The organism is Sphingomonas sp. CFBP 13714, assembly GCF_014842205.1.
GTDB classification, from domain to species: Bacteria; Pseudomonadota; Alphaproteobacteria; order Sphingomonadales; family Sphingomonadaceae; genus Sphingomonas; species Sphingomonas aerolata.
The window spans coordinates 33,572-49,167 of record NZ_JACYVG010000013.1; the positions used below are offsets into that span (position 1 = coordinate 33,572).

Below are 15,596 nucleotides of genomic sequence, written 5' to 3' on the forward strand. Positions count from 1 at the left end.
TCAGTTTTCTGAACATGTAGGTGCCTCGTTGACCCGATGTACCGGTACCGAGCGCATACGCATCGCTCGGCTTGTGCGACACCAATTTTGAGAACCAAGTGCCCGATGGCGCAAAACCAGTGATCCAAGTCCTTTACGCCACCGCTTCGTCGGCAGACAGATCGTCGCATAGGCGGCAATCAGGAATCCCCATGCAAGACTTCAATCGACGGACAGCGCTCATCTCCGCAGCCGTGACACTAGGTGGGCTCGCACTCGCTGGCAGGGCCGCGATCGCCGGACAGGCCGCCAAGACATCATCGCTCTTCGACGCCTCCAAGAACCCAAATCCGGAGAGAATAGCGCCGTACAAACCAAGGTTCGGTCGCTCGAAGCCTCTCGTCGCCATCGTCGGCTTGAACGAGGGCACGATCATCAGCGATTTCTGCATTCCATTCGGGGTAATGGCACGCTCGGATGTGGCCGACGTCGTATCAGTGTCGGTGACATCTGGTCCGGTGAAGATGCAGCCTCTCACCTTCCAGCTGCAGACGACCGTGGACGAATTCGACAAGAACCATCCCGAGGGCGCTGATTACATCTTCGTTCCGGCCGTCGAAAACGACAGTGATGCGGGCCTGCTGCGGTGGATCAAGGCGCAGGCGGGCAAAGGCTGCACCGTAATCAGCATCTGCTACGGTGCGATGGCGGTCGCGAACATCGGCCTGTTCGACGGCCACCGGGCGACCTCGCACTACAGCAACGAAGAGATGCGGGTACGGCGTTTCCCGAAGGTGAAATGGCAGAAGAACATCCGCTACGTCGCCGACGGCAAAGTAGTCTCCAGTGCCGGCGTCAGTGCCTCGATGCCGACCTCGATCGCGCTTGTCGAGGCGATCGCCGGTCCCGCCAAGGCTGCCCAGGTCGCACGCGACGTCGGCATCGACGGCTGGAGTTCGAAGCATGACAGCGACGCGTTCCAGTCCGATCCGGGTAATGCGGACATGCCGGCGCGCGATGCGAAGCCCGATGTCAAGCTCGGTATCCCGGTAAAGACGGGAGACGACGAGATCGCGCTTGCGTTGACCGCAGAGTCCTACAGCCGGACGGGGAACACGATGGCCTACGCCGTCGCGGCAAGCAGAGCTCCCCTGCGACTTGCACACGGGCTGGTCCTCCTGCCCGATCTGGTGGCAGGAAGCCCCACGAAAGTCGATCGCACCCTTGCCCCGCTCGAAGCACATGAAGCCACTCGCGCGCTGGACATCGCGCTGGCCGACATCACCAAGACCTACGGTCCGAAGGCCGCGCGTCATGTCGCCCTGTTCATGGAATATCCCGGACCGACGTAATCCCAGGCACCATTCAGGTCGTCGGCTGATCCCCGCTCGCGAACCGTCGTCGGTAATCGGATGGGGAGCCACATGTGCATCGACGCAACCGCGCGTGCCTCATTCGATTTCGAACGGTGGTCGGCGACGCCTGCGCTACGCACGCGCGGTTCAGCGATGGCGTCGACGTCCTGGCCCCACAGGTCCACGCGAGGTTCATGGCAGCGCTTGCCTTCGCCTATGCCAAGGTCGTGCCAACATCAGTGTTGCTTGCTGACCGAATTGCGATTGGAGGGGGAATCTAAATTAACGCCCTCTAACTGCCCGATCTGGCTCTCCTAAATTCCCATGTCGGTGAGCCACTGCCCCACGCTGCGCGGGCAAAGGCCGAGTTGCTCCTGCGCGCTGGTGTTGGCAGTCACCACGTTATCAGGCATCTGCAGGAGCGTGGTGTAGAAGCTTGCGATGTTCACAGCAGCAGGACCGATCAGTGGTTCGAGCTGCGCGCCAAATGATTTGGGAGACAGCGCCTCGAACCGGATCTCGCGAGCAAGATGCTCTGAGAACGCGTAGGCCAGTTCCGGTCCTGTCAGACCTGGGATATGGCCGATGCCGACTATGCCAGTCACGGAATGGTCGGTCAGCAGCCGTTCCGCCGCGATTGCCACATCGAGGTGTGAACTCCACGACACGGCGAAATCTTCGCGCATCGGGTAGAGCAATACGCCTTCCGACTTCACCGGCCCGATAACCATCGGCAGCAGCAGGTTTTCCAGATACTGGCGCGGCGCGATGACAGCATGAGACACGCCGCTGCCGGCGACGCCGCGGAGCAGCGTTGCGATAGCACTATCAGCAGATGCCTGCAGTATGCTTTCGGGCTGATCAACGATCGCGCCGCTGGTTGAGATCACAACGCGCTTCGGCCGGGCGACGGCTATTGCCTCGACAATGTTGTTCGCCTGTTCCAGCCGCACGGATTCTGCCGTCTGCGGCAGATGCACGAACACGCCGTCCGCACCGGTGTAAGCAGCGATCAGCGACTTGATCGAACCGTTGTCCATGATGATGGCGGGCATGTCTTGCGCGCTGGCGGGGCTGCGTACCGCAGCAAGCGCAGCCCGATTGGATGCGAGAAGCTGCTTGTAGAGGGGCGCGCCCTGCGCTCCAGTCGCGCCATGGATGATGTAGGACATGTAATGTTCCTTTTCGATAACGCCGGCTAATCTATCGACACGGATGAGTTCGATGATTTCGGTTCCGGCGCAGCCTAGAACATGCGCGGCAGGACATCGCTTCCAGGCCGTGTGTCGAAATACCGGTGCTTCACGACACCAGCGACATGCAGCCCAATCAAGGTCAGAAGCATGTAGGCCATAACTCGGTGCAGCCACTGGAAAACTGCGAAGCGAGCGTCGTCCTTGGGCAGCACCTCCGCAACCGGAATGCCGAAGAAAGTGACTCCGTCACTTTGACTATAGCTGCTCGACATAGCGTAACCCATCAACGGCACTGCCACTAGCAGTACGTACATAGCGGTATGGACCGAGGTCGACATCCGCTGTTCCCAGATGGCAATTGCGGCAGCGGGTGGCGGCAGCGCAGTTCGCAATCGGATCGCGATCTGGGTGACGATGAGGCCGAAGACCAGCAGCCCGAACGACTTGTGGGTCGGATAGAACGTGCCGTATTTTGACGGAACCGTATCGTCGAGCCGGGTCATCCACCACCCTGGACCGAGCAACCCGATAACCAGCAGCGCACGGCTCCAGTGCAGCAGTCGCAAAACAAGGGGATAGCGCGAAACTTCTCGCCCCGAAGCGGTCACCATCAGTGGCCCATCGTTCCGGAACGAGACGCCACCCACGGTTACTTGCTCACCGAAAAGCCGCCGTGGATCATCCGGCCTCTGAGCGGCGTATTCCGCAACATGCGGACCAGTGCCTGTTCAGGCGTCAACCGCCCCTTGATCAGCACGGTCTTCATGCTGCGCGTCGAGCGGCCTCTTACCCGATCCGTGTCGATCGAAACCGGGCAACGGGTGACACTGGTGAATTTGGCCAACGCCTTGTCCAACGGCATCGACGCGATCGCGATCGGAATCCTGTCATTCTGACAGTCATAGAAGCTGGCGTCCTGCGCCTTGCCGGCATGTGGCAGTAGCGCGACGAACCCAATTGCGATCGGAAGAAGGAACTTGGACATGAAATCATCCTTTGACTGAAGCAGGACTTGCCGATGGTATGACCCGTCAGGACGGGTCGCCTCCTCAGCGGCGGTACTGAGCGATGATCGGTCCGATCATCCCTCGGGCGGCGTCTCGCATCTGCGATGAAGCAGCATCCACGGTGCCTGTGCGGAACGGAGGGTGCGGGTCATACTCGATCGCGAACTCCGCTAGTTCGCCTGCTTCGCGTCCAAACGCGTCTGCCGCAACCAGCAGCGCCACCTCGAAGCTACCGATGCCGGGGCCAGCGGTATAGAGATTGCCGTCGACCGCGGCCCCCGAGCCGGACGCCAGCACCTTGGCTGCGCCAAGGTCCTCGAGAAGCCGTTCGGCGGCAAAGTTGCTTGCGACCGTCCGGCCCTCGATTAACCCGGCCGCACCCAGTAGCGCGACGCCATTGCAGACGCCGATGACATATCGCGCGCTTTCAGCCGCCTTCCGGGTGAAAGCGATGACGTCTGGATCATTCTGGACTTCGGGCGGGTTCATACCAACCGCAAAGACGTCCAGCGGAGGGCACGTCTCGAAGGTGGCCGTAGGCACGGTCGGCCACGATCGAAAGCCTTCGACCACGTCATAGTTCTTCCAGATAAAGTGGATCTGCGATCCCGGCATCATCGCCAGCACGGTCTGCACACCGATGATGTCCATCGGCACGAAGCCGGGTCCGATCAGGATACCAACGTGGAACGGCGGAACGCCTTCGGGCGCGAGCGAGGCGAGCATGCCATCGTAGGAGGTGATCTTCATGGCTGATTCCGTCACACGTGTCAGTTGGCAACGAGCGCACTACCGCCCCGTCACGGATGGCTGTAGGGCATTAATCCCTCAATTTCGGCCATAGGTCGCTTTTGCCGATGCGTCCGGAAGCAACTTGCCTAGGAGGTGAGTTGGTTTGGTTCATGAGGAGGTACGATGTCAGCGCCGTTCGCTTTCTACCTGTGCGAAGGCTTTCAACTTCTGGATCTGGCCGGGCCAACGGCGGCTCTGACTGCGGCAAACCGTTTGCTTGGTGCAGAGTATTACCGGATCGAACTCATCTCCAAAGACGGCGATACTGTTTTGGGTGATGCGGGGCTCAGCCTGGCGGCACGTCTCGCGGGGTCGTCCCCGGTCGAGACGGTCGTGGTGGTGGGGGGCATGATCGAACCGATGCTGGAACCTGACAACATTGCAGGTATTCAGCGTGCATCTGCCGAAGCCTCGAGCATCGCAAGCATTTGCACCGGTGCGTTCCTACTTGCCGCTGCGGGCTATCTGGACGGCAAACGAGCGACAACGCACTGGCAGTTCGCGCAAAGACTGCAGGATCGATATCCTAGAGTGACGGTCGATGCAGACCGGATTTTCATCAACGATGGTGCGATCTGGACGTCAGCGGGCATGACCGCTGGTATTGACTTGATGCTGGCACGCATTGAAGTCGATCACGGCGCAGAAATAGCCAAATCGGTATCACGCGAGCTCGTCGTGTATCACCGGCGACCAGGTGGACAATCGCAGTACGCGGCAATCTCCCAGATGGAGCCGCGGACCGACCGCATCCGCAAGGCGCTAACCTACGCACGCGACCACCTCTCAGAACCGTTATCAGTCGATCGGCTTGCTGAGGCTTCCTGCCTTAGTGTTCGTCAATTCACTCGCCTGTTTCGGAAGGAGACGGGTGAATCACCTGCACGTGCGATCGAACGTCTGCGCTGCGAAGCCGCACGCATCCGTCTCCGCGACGGGAATGAACCGGTCGGAACCGTCGCGCTGCTTGTCGGGTTCGCAGATGCGGAGCGCATGCGGTGCGCATTCCTACGCAACTTTGGTCATCCGCCGCAGACGCAGCGTCGGCTTGACCAGCCATTTGCAGTAAACGTTAGTGGCCTTACCTGCTGGCCTCCAGCATAACGGTGCTGACATATCAGATCCTGTAATTCCTCATCTTCGTTGCTATTTCTCATTCGGGAAGCGCTAGCAGCAATAGATCTTGGGACCGTCGCGCGGAGGTGGCGGGGCCTTGTGCCTGTCCCATCTGGGCGGCTTGGTTGACCCTCTCAGTCGGGAATGCAGACCGCTAAGCGCGGTGGGGTCCAAAGAAGATTACGCCGGTACCTAGAATGCAGAGTGCCGTGCCAACCAAATCCCAGCGGTCAGGCCTGACACCTTCCGCTCCCCAGAGCCATAAAACTGCAAAGGTGATGTAGATGCCGCCATAGGCGGCATAGGAACGTCCCGCAGCAGCGCTATCAACGCGGGTCAGAAGATAGGCAAAAATCACCAACGAGAGGCAGCCGGGAATAAGCCAGAACGGTGACTTCGACATGCGAAGCCACGCCCAAAAGGCGAAGCAACCGGCAATTTCCGCGATAGCTGCACCGCCGTAGATAAAGATCGAGAGCATTTTTAAAGCCTAGCAACCCGGCGCGATGATGTCAGTAAGGTTTTCATGCTTTACTGATCATCTAATCCAATGGGGGAGCTGAACCGGGAATAAAGCCTTTTTAAAGATCTTCTTAAGAATTATAAAGTGACGGCTACTCTATATCACTGCGAGGTTCGTCACGCTGAAAATTGGGTATTAGAACCATTCCGGAGTTTCCGGTTTTAGTATTGATGGCGCTGACGTAAATCTGCGTCGGGGTGGACGATGGTACGTCGATTGAGCCGGTGAATACGCCGGTAGATTCCGTAAACGGCAGCGATGTTGTCACCAGTTTCTTGCCGGCCGACCAGACGGATGCTGTTACCACATACTCCGATGCATCCCATTCTCCCCCCGGGGTGATTGGGCATCCGCACATCAACTCGACCTTAGCTTGAACCACCACGGCACTGCCGCTGCGCATTGCGGTCGGGGTAATCGCCAGCCCAGGCAGTTCGACCATCCAGCCATTGCCGATATCGATTGCCTGGCCTGGCACCATCCATCGTTGAGACTTTACCTGGAGGAGCGACCCAAGCCGCCCAAGTGGTCCAGCCACCTCGAGATCGACTAGAGTTGGCTCTGCAATGTCGACAATCGTATCAAAGGTTGCCGCGCCGTCGGTTTGCAACAGTGGAGAGCGACCGGTCGCTCGCATGATCCGGTCGGTGTTCCCGGTGCCGCCCTTCGTAATGCCTTGAGCCAGCGTTTTACCGGACTTGGCGTCGCGGAGGGTGATGCGCGCACCGCCAGTATGATCGCCGACAAACTTGCCGTCCTGACTCAATACCCGAACCACCACACGGGTAGGCTCAGCGTACGCGGGAGTAGCGACTGCCATCCCAAAAGCTGATACGAAAAGCCCGATTTTCATCCCCATCTCCTTGCTGACATCAAGGACTAATCCGCTAGCCGCATGTCAAGCCGTTGCTGACGCCGTGGGGCAGCATCACCGTTGTTGGCCCACGGCGCCTTGCTTAGATCGAAATATTCTCGCCGTCGGCGGGGATAAGTAGCCGCTGAGCGAAGCCTTCCTTTTTAGCAAAGGCTGCGAGATCGGCCCGACGAAGGACACAGTGATTGATTGCTTCCATATGCGTCGCGACGAGCTGAGCGGTCGGTGCCGCGCGATGGACGGATAATACCCCTTGTGGACCCATCAGTATCGGCCCCAGATCAACCCATTGGGCATACCCCGCGTTGAGGACGATGACGTCGGGTTTGTAAGTCTCGACCGCCTGCGCCACGGCTGCATCCCAAATAGTGTCCCCCACGACGTAAACCGACTTATGCGATTGGTGACGGAAGACAACGCCGCTGACGGGATCGAGCGTTGGCACTGCGCGCAACACAGCGTCTCCGCCATGATGCCCACCTGTCCGGGCAAGTTGAACACCCTTGAAGCGCGTATCCGTCGTCATAATCCGCACATCAGAAAAGCCCTGCCCCCGAATGGTGGCAGCGTCCGTTGCGTTCTGAACGAAGATTGGCATCGCCTTCGGCAGTGCCTTCTGCGCGGCGTCGTCCCAGTGGTCGATATGCGTATGGGTAACTATCACAGCGTCGGCATCGACAAGGTCTGCAACTGCAACTGGCAAAGGAACGAGCGGATTGCGCAGATGGCTCATCGCTGAACCAGGGAAGCCCGGATAGGCCCCTGGATCCGCAAACATGGGATCAACCAGGAACCGCACCCCGGCATAGTTGACGCGAATTGTCGCGTTCCGGATCTGGACTATCGAGTTCCCGGTGCTTGGCGCAGGCAACGGCGCTGCCTTGAGCGAAGGGGCAACGCTGAGGGTAACGGCAGCGGCACCACCGGCTGCCAGAAGCTGGCGGCGAGAGAGGCCGGACAGAGTTTCCGATGTCATAGTAATGCTCCAGCTCAGGCAGGAAGGAAGTCGGCGGTGGAGACTACCTGACCGTAGGCAAAGGCGAGTGCGGCCATGAAGGCGGCATGAACATGGTCCGCAGGGACCTCGACGCCGTTGATCGACAAGGCGCGCGTGGCACAGGCATCATCAATGACGGTCACGGCATAACCGAAGTCGAACGCTGCGCGAGCCGTCGCATCGATGCACATGTGGCTCATCGCGCCGACGATGATCACCTCCTGCACGCTCGCGTCATCGAGCAGCGCCTTCAGCCCCGTGTCGCGAAAGGCGTTGGGGTAGTGCTTGGTGAGCGTTGTTTCACCATCGACGGGCGCTACTGCCGCGATGATTTCGGTGCCGCTCGTACCGATCGCAAAAGGTACCGCGTCCAAATTCGGTGTCTCGTGACGAATGTGAACGATCATTTCCTCGCCGTCACGCGCGGCGGTAAGGACACGCTTCGCATTCGCGACGGCTTGATCCAGATTCTCCAGCGGCAGCTTACCACTGGCTTCATATTCGTTCTGCAGATCGACTACGATCAGGGCTCGTTTGGCCACAACATTGCTCCCGTTGAGTATGGAGCCTGTCTAACAGGATGATCAGGCCTATATGAGTGGCGACAGCGACAAAAACCGGGTTAGAAATGACATGATGGAAATTGCTCTCCTTGCCTATCGTGGAGCCCAGCAAGCAGCGATTTTGGGCATGACGGATCTCCTGATTGCTGCCGATCGCATTGCCGCTGCGTTGCCGGCGCAAGCGCACAGATCCAGGCTAGTGGTCAGTCACTGGGCTGCAGCGAAGGCAACGGGCCGGTTAGAGCGCGTTTATTCCTCGGCGTCATGTAGCACTGATCCATCGATGTGCATTTTGCCACCGGCGTTGGATGGCCCGCATGATGACAGGGATCCAGATATAAAGAGCTGGTTGCTCGAACGGCACGCCGAGGGCGCCGTGCTGGCCTCCATCTGCTCAGGTGCATTCGTGCTTGGCGATACCGGCTTGTTTGACAACCGAACCGTCACGACGCACTGGACCTACGAAGATCGCTTTCGAAGCCGCTTCCCTTTGGCGCGGGTCGAAACCGACCGGATCGTCATCGACGATGGTGACATCATCACGGCCGGGGGCGTCATGGCCTGGACCGATCTTTGCTTGACGATCATCGCGCGGTTCATGGGAAATGCCGTGATGATAGAAGTGGCCCGTGGCTTCCTCATTGATCCGCCCGGACGCGAGCAGAGCTATTACAGCGGCTTCAGTCCCCACGTTGGCCACAAGGATGAAGCCATACTGAAGGTACAGGAATTTTTAGAGGATAGTGAGGGCAAAACCGTCGACGTGGCAACGCTTGCAGCTCAAGCCAGCCTTGAGGAAAGAACACTTCTACGCCGCTTTCAAAAAGCGACCGGCTATACCACGACCGAATACTGGCAACGCCTGCGAGTATCGAACGCCAAGACAAAGCTGCGGGGTACGAGGCTTGCTATCGACCAAATCGGCTGGGATGTGGGCTACACCGACCCTAGTGCCTTTCGTAAAGTATTCCATCGCATTGTCGGCTTATCTCCTTCCGATTATCGGCGACGGTTCGCTACGGCGCTCAAGACTGTAGCCTGACATTGGCTATCATCGCCAACCTAGGCGATTCCCGAAATACCATCACTTTTAAGAAACGCGGCAGTCCCGCAATGGCGGCTATGCCACCCGCCTCCCCGAAGACTGTCGTTCCGGTTCCCTTTCCATCAGCGTCGCTCAGCGGTCAGATTGTGAGGAAAACCCGGACGTAATCAGGACTTTGCGACAAACTGGTGCTTTGGGTCTCCCGCGCGGCCTTGCCGGTGCTTAGGCCCCGCGACGGATACGACTAGAGTGTCAACCGCTTCGCGCATGAGAGCTTGATCAATCATATTCAATTAAAAGTTTGAGGCAGACCCGGCAAGGTTCAAACGGTCGCTGGCGTCGGCGTCTGCAAAGGAGCAAATTTGCCAACGTCTCGGATGGTATTTAGGAAAGCGTATTCTCGGGTTCAGTTGATGTGTCGATATCAAACAGATGGTCGAGCGCGACCTGAGATTGCTAGCGAGCAATAAAGTACCTAGATGCGCGTCCAGAAATGGAGACTTCTATGTCCGACACTACCCTCGACCTGAACCCCGTTGAACTCGCCACGGAATTGACAATCGCTTGGTTGGCCAATCCTAACACGCGTACCAACGCTGACGACGTTCCGGCCTTCCTGAACAAAATGTACGAAACTGTTTCGGTGCTGGTTGGCGGACACGCGACGGCTGCTGAGCCCGAAGCATCTGCTCAAGAGTACACCCCGGCAGTGACGGCGCGTAAGTCGCTTGCCAGCCCCGATCACATCATCAGCATGATCGATGGCAAGCCCTACAAGACGCTGCGCCGCCACCTCGCGACTAACGGCATGACGCCTGTGGAGTATCGCGAGCGTTATGGCCTGAAGGTCGATTACCCCATGGTCGCTCCTACCTATTCGGAAGCACGTCGCACGATGGCCAAGAGCATTGGGCTCGGTCGCAAGCCTGGCCAGACGAATGTAGCCAAGGCAGACGCAAAGCCCGCTTCGGCTCCGCGCAAGCGGAAGGCCGAAGAAGCAGCAGCGGAATAATCTAGAGGCTGGCTTCCTAGGAAAATGGGAGCCAGCCATTCATCGTGCGTGTAGATCGGCTGCATGCTTCTAAGCGACATTCTGTTCCGCGCTAATTGCCTCTTGTTCTGGTGCTGGCAAATGGCGGTATAGCGTCGCGAGCGAGACGCCGATGGTTGGAGCTATTTCGCGAGCAGTCATTCCAGAGGACAAAAGTTTCCGGGCGGCCTCGATGCGTTTGGGTGTCATTACTGTCTTCCGGCCACCTACCCTGCCCTCACGCCGAGCGACGATCAACGCAGCCGTCGTACGCTCACGTACCAAGTCACGCTCCATCTCGGCCATCGCCGCCATGATATGAAAAACGAGTTTCCCAGCTGTGCCTGCGGTATCGATCCCGTCTGTAATCGATCTTAGCCCGATCCCCCTCGCCGCCAGATCGGCCGAGAGATCGATCAGCCCCTTTATGGTACGGCCGAGCCGGTCGAGCTTCCACACAACGAGTATGTCGCCGGTGCGTGCATGGGAGAGAGCGTCGGCCAACCCGGCGCGATCGGCTTTTGCCCCGCTTGCCTTATCTGAAAAGGTTCGTTCGCACCCGGCGCTGTGCAGTGCTTCGAGTTGGGGTCCGGTGAGAAAGTAGCCGAAAACGTACGCTAAGCCGAACAGCTCGTCTGACCAGGCGCGGTAGATTGTCGAAATCCTCGTCTTGCTATTATGATCCGTGGGCGGACGGTCTGCTGCCGAGCATGTTTCTGTCTGAGGGGGAGCATAGCTGCTCAACCTCGAGGCAGGGGAGCCATCATTTCGAGGTGTATGGATGAGATTTTTTCGTCGGATTCTTGCCGCCTTACCAGCTGCGCTGCTGCTATCTGGTGCTGCGCTGGCTCAGTCCTCGGAAGAAAGGTTCGTGCATCAACGCATGGCTGCGTCCGGCTTCATTCCGCTCGATGAGATGACCTTCGGTGGTCGTGACGTGCGCCGGGTCTTGCCTGTCGATCCCTATGGTATGCTACCGATCCCCGGTATCGAACTCGAACGCCACGCGGATGGGCGCCTGACCCTCCGAGCACAATATCGTGGCTGGAGCGGGCAAGCCTACGACCTGTCGGCAGGCGAATGGGAACAGGTCGCAGGCTTGGAAACCGCGGCCTATGCACCGCCAGCTAAGAGCAGCGCACGGTCGAATCCGAATGTCGTGGTACATTGCTGGAGCGGGTTTCTAGAGGCCAGCCCCGACAAAGCGGCAAGTTGGTGGGGTTGCAACGACGGAACACGTCCTGCTCAAGTCTATACCGAAGCCGTGCTCACGCTTGCCATGCGAAAGATGGATTGCGATCCTAGTGACAAGGAAACGCTGTGGCGCTTTTCAGAATGTTTGGCCAGAACGCGCAAAATCGATGACCCGGCGCTTGCGGCAAATTTCACCGAACTTCAATCGCGATGGGAGAAGCAGCGTGAACCGGGTTCGGATATACTCGCTAGGGCGCGCCTTTCTTTGAGAGCAGCACAAGCGAACCGGACGGACAGTCTGGTCGCCACTGCTCGGGATGCAGTGTTCGCCTTTGGGCGTCAGCAGGAGGCCCTCCGGACAATCATTCAGACCAGTTTCTCACCTTTTCGAGCGGCCGAGGAGCGCGGCGGAGGGAGCGCCGTTATTCTGGCCGAGACACGACGGGCGTGGCTCGAGGACGTAAACGCGCAAGACCGGAACTATATTGGTCTCCTTGAGGAGTTGGCACGCGTCCAAGCCGTCGGTTCGAACAGTCAGCGCTGAAATTGACCACCGTGAATGTCGGCTGAGAGGGCGACGACCGCTTCATAGTTTAGCGAAATCACCTCGCACGCATGGCAAGCAGCTTCTCGCCATCGGGTCTGATCTGCCCATTAGGCGTGACGTGACGATAGAGCGTCTGCCGCGTGATCCCGAGTTCGGCGCACAACTCAGCAACCTTCGTCTCGGGCTTACCCATCGCGGCCTGTGCGAGCCGCAGCTCGGCAGGCGTCATCTTGAAGGGGCGCCCGCCGTGACGCCCACGGGCGCGGGCAGAGGCGAGGCCGGCACGGGTACACTCGACAATCAGCTCTCGTTCGAACTCCGCGAGGCCGGCGAAGATCGCGAAGATCAGCCGACCGTTGGCCGTTGTGGTGTCGATCGATGCGCCCTCGCCCGCCAGCACCTTGAGGCCGATCCCGCGCTTGGTCAGGTCGCCGACCGTGTTGACGAGGTGGCGAAGATCGCGCCCGAGCCGGTCGAGCTTCCAGATGACGAGCGTGTCGTCGCGACGCAGCGCTTTCAGGCAGGCGTCCAGCCCCGGCCGCTTGTCGAGCCGGCCCGATGCCGCATCCTCATAGATATGGTCGGGATCGACCCCCGCTCCGACCAGCGCATCGCGCTGAAGGTCATAGACCTGGCTGCCGTCTGCCTTGGACACCCGCGCGTAACCGATCTGCGTCGTCACATATACGTCCGTCTGCGTGACAGAGCGGCATTGCCCGTCGATCGATCTCTCTAATGTCACATAACCCGTATTGTGGTCTATGCTCCGTGAACAGGGCCGCTTGCCTGTTGCGTGACGAACAGGAAGCCGATGCCCTCCAGGACCATATTGTCGCCCGCGCAGCGTAGCGCGATCTTCGATCCGCCTGCCGATCGGGCAACGATCGAACGACTCTATACGCTCGGCCCCGATGACCTTGGACAGGTGGCGCGGCGCCGGCGCGGACCGAACCGGCTCGGCTATGCGGTGCAGCTCTGCTATCTGCGTCACCCGGGACGGAGCCTGCTGCCGGGTGAGACGGTGCCTGCCGCCATGCTGGCGCTCCTCGCCGACCAGATCGGTTGCCGTATCGACGACTTCGCCGACTATTCCGCGCGAGCGACGACGCTGCGCGAGCATCGTGCCGAGGTCGAAGCGTATCTTGGTCTGCGCTCCTTCAACCGGATCGACGTGAGATCGGTGCTGGCGCTGGGATCGGAGATCGCCACCTCGACCGACCGGGGCGACGCGATCGTCGCAGGCATGGTCGATCGCCTGCGGCTCGACCGGATCGTGCTGCCCGCGGCATCGACGCTGGAACGGCTCGCCCTCATCGTGCGGGCGCAGGCACGCAAGGCTGCGCATGCCGGACTGATCCGCGACTGCTCAAGCGAACAGGAGACAGCGCTCGAACGCCTGATCGCATCCGACGACAAAGGTCGTACCCGGCTCGGATGGATACGCGAATGGCCGGAAGCGCCATCGGCGTCGAACCTGAAGGGGATCGTCGAACGGCTCGACGCGGTGCGCGGCATCGGGATCGCAACCGATCGGGCACGACGTATCCATGCCGCCCGCTATGCCGTCATCGCCCGGACCGCCGGTATCGTCACCGCGCAGCACCTCCGGCGTCTCGAACGTCCGCGCCGGCTCGCGATGCTGGTCGCCTCCATGATCGAGATGGAGGCGGCATTGACCGACGCCGCACTGGTCATGGTCGAGAAGATGGTGGGCGCGCTGTTCCGCCGCGCCGATCGTACCCGGTCCGACCGGCTGCTCGGGCAGGCACGGATGCTGAAAGACACGGCGCGCTTACATGCCCGGCTCGGCCGCCTGCTGGTCGATGCACGCGCGAGCGGACGCGACGCCTTTCGCGTGATCGACGCCAAGGTGGGCTGGGATCAGCTCGAACGCAGCATCCGTTTCGCCGAGGATCTGACGCGCTCGGCCGATGACGGCCTGGGGGAAGTGGTCGAGCGTTATCCCGCCGTGCGGCGGTTTGCCGCGATCTTCCTCGCCGCCTTCACCTTTCGCACGGCGCGGTCAGGTGATCCGCTACTCGGCGCAATCGAGGTGCTGCGGACGATGTACCGCGACGGCCGATCGGTCCTGCCGAAGCGGGCGCCGACAAGCTTCATCAAGCCGCGCTGGCGCAAAATCGTGGAGCCGGCCGAAGGGACGATCGACCGGCGCGCCTATGAGATCGCGGTGATCGTCCACCTGCGCGAGCGACTTGGCTCGGGTAGCGTCTGGGTGGACGGCAGCCGGGCCTATCGCACGCTGGACGATTACCTGCTGCCGGTGCCCGCGTTCGACACGATGCGTACCGATGGCAATTTGCGCTTGGCCGTACCGTCCGGCTTCGCCGAATGGCATGAGGATCGGCGCACGGTGATGACCCGGCGCATGACCGAGGTGGAGCGCGCAGCCGCGACAGGCGAGCTGGTCGACGTGACGATCGAGCGCGGGCAGTTGCTGATCTCGCCGATCCGGCGATCCCCGTCCGAGGATGCCGAGGCGCTGAAGGCCCGGCTCTATGCCATGCTGCCGCGTGTGCGGATCACCGACCTGCTAGTGGAAGTCGCCGCATGGTCGCGCTTTGCCGACCGTTTCGTTCATGCCCGCAGTGGCGAGCCGGCCTCTGACCAGTCCGCGCTGATGGGGGCGATCCTCGCCGATGCGACCAATCTCGGCCTCGGGCGCATGGCGGAAAGCTCGCATGGGCTGACATTGTCACGCCTGCGCTGGACTGCGGAATGGCATGTGCGCGATGAAACGTACCTGTCGGCGCTGGCGGCGATCGTCGACTGCCACACCGCGCACCCGCTCGCCCAGGTCTGGGGACCGGGCGACACATCGTCCTCGGACGGGCAGTTCTTCCGCGCCGGTGGTCAGGGCGAAGCGCGCGCCGATCGCAACGCCCGCTACGGCACCGAACCCGGCGTGCTGTTCTACACCCACGTCACCGACCGCTTCACGCCGTTCCATACCAAGGTCATCGCCGCCAATGCCGGCGAGGCCGCGCATGTCCTCGACGGCCTGCTCGATCACGAGAGCGAACTGGTGATCCGCGAACATGCGACCGATACCGCCGGGGCGGTCGATCATGTCTTCGGCTTGTGCCATTTGCTCGGCTTCCGCTTCGCGCCGCGCATCCGCGACCTCAACGAACGTCGGCTGTACGGTCTGTCGTCGCTCGATCCCTGGCCGATCTTGCGCCCGCTCGTCGCCGGCCCGGTCAACGTCCGCGCGATTGAGGAGCACTGGGACGAGACACTGCGGCTTGCCGCCTCGATCCGGGCTGGCACCGTCAGCGCCTCGGTCATGCTGCGCAAGCTGGCGGGTTTTCCACGTCAAAACCCGGTCGCTCGCGCATTACGCGAGATCGGACGGATCGA

The 15,596-nt window shown here is 60.5% G+C and carries 16 protein-coding genes; 6 read left to right on the forward strand and 10 right to left on the reverse strand.

The features are described 5' to 3' along the window. Nucleotides 1–191: 191 nt before the first annotated feature. On the forward strand, nt 192–1,331 hold the full coding sequence (locus IFT54_RS19060) for a DJ-1/PfpI family protein (protein WP_192071791.1): 1,140 nt from the start codon (nt 192–194) through the stop codon (nt 1,329–1,331). 317 nt (nt 1,332–1,648) lie between these two features. Here the strand turns inward: IFT54_RS19060 and IFT54_RS19065 are convergent, their stop codons facing one another. The 4 genes from IFT54_RS19065 to IFT54_RS19080 all read right to left on the reverse strand — a co-directional run bounded on the left by IFT54_RS19065 (nt 1,649) and on the right by IFT54_RS19080 (nt 4,287). Further along, complete coding sequence (locus IFT54_RS19065; protein ID WP_192071792.1) at nt 1,649–2,506, reverse strand: SDR family oxidoreductase; 858 nt, start codon at nt 2,504–2,506, stop codon at nt 1,649–1,651. Nucleotides 2,507–2,580: 74 nt separating this feature from the next. Then, entirely contained in the window at nt 2,581–3,141 is a 561-nt protein-coding gene (locus IFT54_RS19070) for a cytochrome b (RefSeq protein ID WP_192071793.1), read from the reverse strand. 38 nt (nt 3,142–3,179) lie between these two features. Continuing rightward, nucleotides 3,180–3,515: an STN domain-containing protein gene (locus IFT54_RS19075; RefSeq protein WP_192071794.1), complete on the reverse strand. Its 336-nt coding sequence runs from the start codon at nt 3,513–3,515 to the stop codon at nt 3,180–3,182. A gap of 64 nt (nt 3,516–3,579) precedes the next feature. Next, complete coding sequence (locus IFT54_RS19080; RefSeq protein ID WP_192071795.1) at nt 3,580–4,287, reverse strand: DJ-1/PfpI family protein; 708 nt, start codon at nt 4,285–4,287, stop codon at nt 3,580–3,582. Between the two features lie 165 nt (nt 4,288–4,452). On the opposite strand from IFT54_RS19080, the gene IFT54_RS19085 reads away from it, so the two are divergent. Next, a complete protein-coding gene (locus IFT54_RS19085; RefSeq protein ID WP_192003462.1) occupies nt 4,453–5,433 on the forward strand; it encodes a GlxA family transcriptional regulator in 981 nt (326 codons plus the stop codon). 166 nt (nt 5,434–5,599) lie between these two features. Here the strand turns inward: IFT54_RS19085 and IFT54_RS19090 are convergent, their stop codons facing one another. The 4 genes from IFT54_RS19090 to IFT54_RS19105 form a co-directional block, all read right to left on the reverse strand. Then, on the reverse strand, nt 5,600–5,926 hold the full coding sequence (locus IFT54_RS19090; RefSeq protein ID WP_192071796.1) for a YnfA family protein: 327 nt from the start codon (nt 5,924–5,926) through the stop codon (nt 5,600–5,602). Between the two features lie 133 nt (nt 5,927–6,059). Beyond that, nucleotides 6,060–6,821: a hypothetical protein gene (locus IFT54_RS19095; RefSeq protein WP_192071797.1), complete on the reverse strand. Its 762-nt coding sequence runs from the start codon at nt 6,819–6,821 to the stop codon at nt 6,060–6,062. Between the two features lie 103 nt (nt 6,822–6,924). Then, nucleotides 6,925–7,818, reverse strand: coding sequence for an MBL fold metallo-hydrolase (locus IFT54_RS19100; protein WP_192071798.1), 894 nt, complete (start codon nt 7,816–7,818; stop codon nt 6,925–6,927). Nucleotides 7,819–7,832: 14 nt separating this feature from the next. Next, complete coding sequence (locus IFT54_RS19105) at nt 7,833–8,381, reverse strand: isochorismatase family protein (RefSeq protein ID WP_192003458.1); 549 nt, start codon at nt 8,379–8,381, stop codon at nt 7,833–7,835. 52 nt (nt 8,382–8,433) lie between these two features. Between IFT54_RS19105 and IFT54_RS19110 the strand changes: the two genes are divergently transcribed. Continuing rightward, complete coding sequence (locus tag IFT54_RS19110; protein ID WP_244649280.1) at nt 8,434–9,444, forward strand: GlxA family transcriptional regulator; 1,011 nt, start codon at nt 8,434–8,436, stop codon at nt 9,442–9,444. 508 nt (nt 9,445–9,952) lie between these two features. Beyond that, nucleotides 9,953–10,459 (forward strand): MucR family transcriptional regulator, encoded by a 507-nt coding sequence (locus tag IFT54_RS19115; protein ID WP_192071799.1) that lies wholly within the window; start codon nt 9,953–9,955, stop codon nt 10,457–10,459. Nucleotides 10,460–10,528: 69 nt separating this feature from the next. Here IFT54_RS19115 and IFT54_RS19120 read toward each other — a convergent pair whose 3' ends face one another. Continuing rightward, nucleotides 10,529–11,107, reverse strand: a complete 579-nt coding sequence (locus IFT54_RS19120) for a recombinase family protein (protein ID WP_192071808.1) — start codon at nt 11,105–11,107, stop codon at nt 10,529–10,531. Nucleotides 11,108–11,258: 151 nt separating this feature from the next. On the opposite strand from IFT54_RS19120, the gene IFT54_RS19125 reads away from it, so the two are divergent. Continuing rightward, nucleotides 11,259–12,215, forward strand: coding sequence for a hypothetical protein (locus tag IFT54_RS19125; RefSeq protein WP_192071800.1), 957 nt, complete (start codon nt 11,259–11,261; stop codon nt 12,213–12,215). A 58-nt stretch (nt 12,216–12,273) separates the two neighbouring features. On the opposite strand, the gene IFT54_RS19130 is transcribed toward IFT54_RS19125, so the two are convergent. Next, on the reverse strand, nt 12,274–12,900 hold the full coding sequence (locus tag IFT54_RS19130) for a recombinase family protein (protein WP_192071801.1): 627 nt from the start codon (nt 12,898–12,900) through the stop codon (nt 12,274–12,276). A 129-nt stretch (nt 12,901–13,029) separates the two neighbouring features. Here IFT54_RS19130 and IFT54_RS19135 point away from each other — a divergent pair. Continuing rightward, on the forward strand, nt 13,030–15,596 hold a 2,567-nt coding region (locus tag IFT54_RS19135), incomplete at its 3' end, for a Tn3 family transposase (RefSeq protein ID WP_192071802.1).

Excerpts from the sequence above, each read along its gene's own strand:
- IFT54_RS19060 (WP_192071791.1), top strand. The coding sequence starts at position 192 with ATGCAAGACTTCAATCGACGGACAGCGCTCATCTCCGCAGCCGTGACA.
- IFT54_RS19065 (WP_192071792.1), bottom strand. The coding sequence starts at position 2,506 with ATGTCCTACATCATCCATGGCGCGACTGGAGCGCAGGGCGCGCCCCTC.
- IFT54_RS19070 (WP_192071793.1), bottom strand. The coding sequence starts at position 3,141 with ATGGTGACCGCTTCGGGGCGAGAAGTTTCGCGCTATCCCCTTGTTTTG.
- IFT54_RS19075 (WP_192071794.1), bottom strand. The coding sequence starts at position 3,515 with ATGTCCAAGTTCCTTCTTCCGATCGCAATTGGGTTCGTCGCGCTACTG.
- IFT54_RS19080 (WP_192071795.1), bottom strand. The coding sequence starts at position 4,287 with ATGAAGATCACCTCCTACGATGGCATGCTCGCCTCGCTCGCGCCCGAA.
- IFT54_RS19085 (WP_192003462.1), top strand. The coding sequence starts at position 4,453 with ATGTCAGCGCCGTTCGCTTTCTACCTGTGCGAAGGCTTTCAACTTCTG.
- IFT54_RS19090 (WP_192071796.1), bottom strand. The coding sequence starts at position 5,926 with ATGCTCTCGATCTTTATCTACGGCGGTGCAGCTATCGCGGAAATTGCC.
- IFT54_RS19095 (WP_192071797.1), bottom strand. The coding sequence starts at position 6,821 with ATGAAAATCGGGCTTTTCGTATCAGCTTTTGGGATGGCAGTCGCTACT.
- IFT54_RS19100 (WP_192071798.1), bottom strand. The coding sequence starts at position 7,818 with ATGACATCGGAAACTCTGTCCGGCCTCTCTCGCCGCCAGCTTCTGGCA.
- IFT54_RS19110 (WP_244649280.1), top strand. The coding sequence starts at position 8,434 with ATGAGTGGCGACAGCGACAAAAACCGGGTTAGAAATGACATGATGGAA.
- IFT54_RS19115 (WP_192071799.1), top strand. The coding sequence starts at position 9,953 with ATGTCCGACACTACCCTCGACCTGAACCCCGTTGAACTCGCCACGGAA.
- IFT54_RS19125 (WP_192071800.1), top strand. The coding sequence starts at position 11,259 with ATGAGATTTTTTCGTCGGATTCTTGCCGCCTTACCAGCTGCGCTGCTG.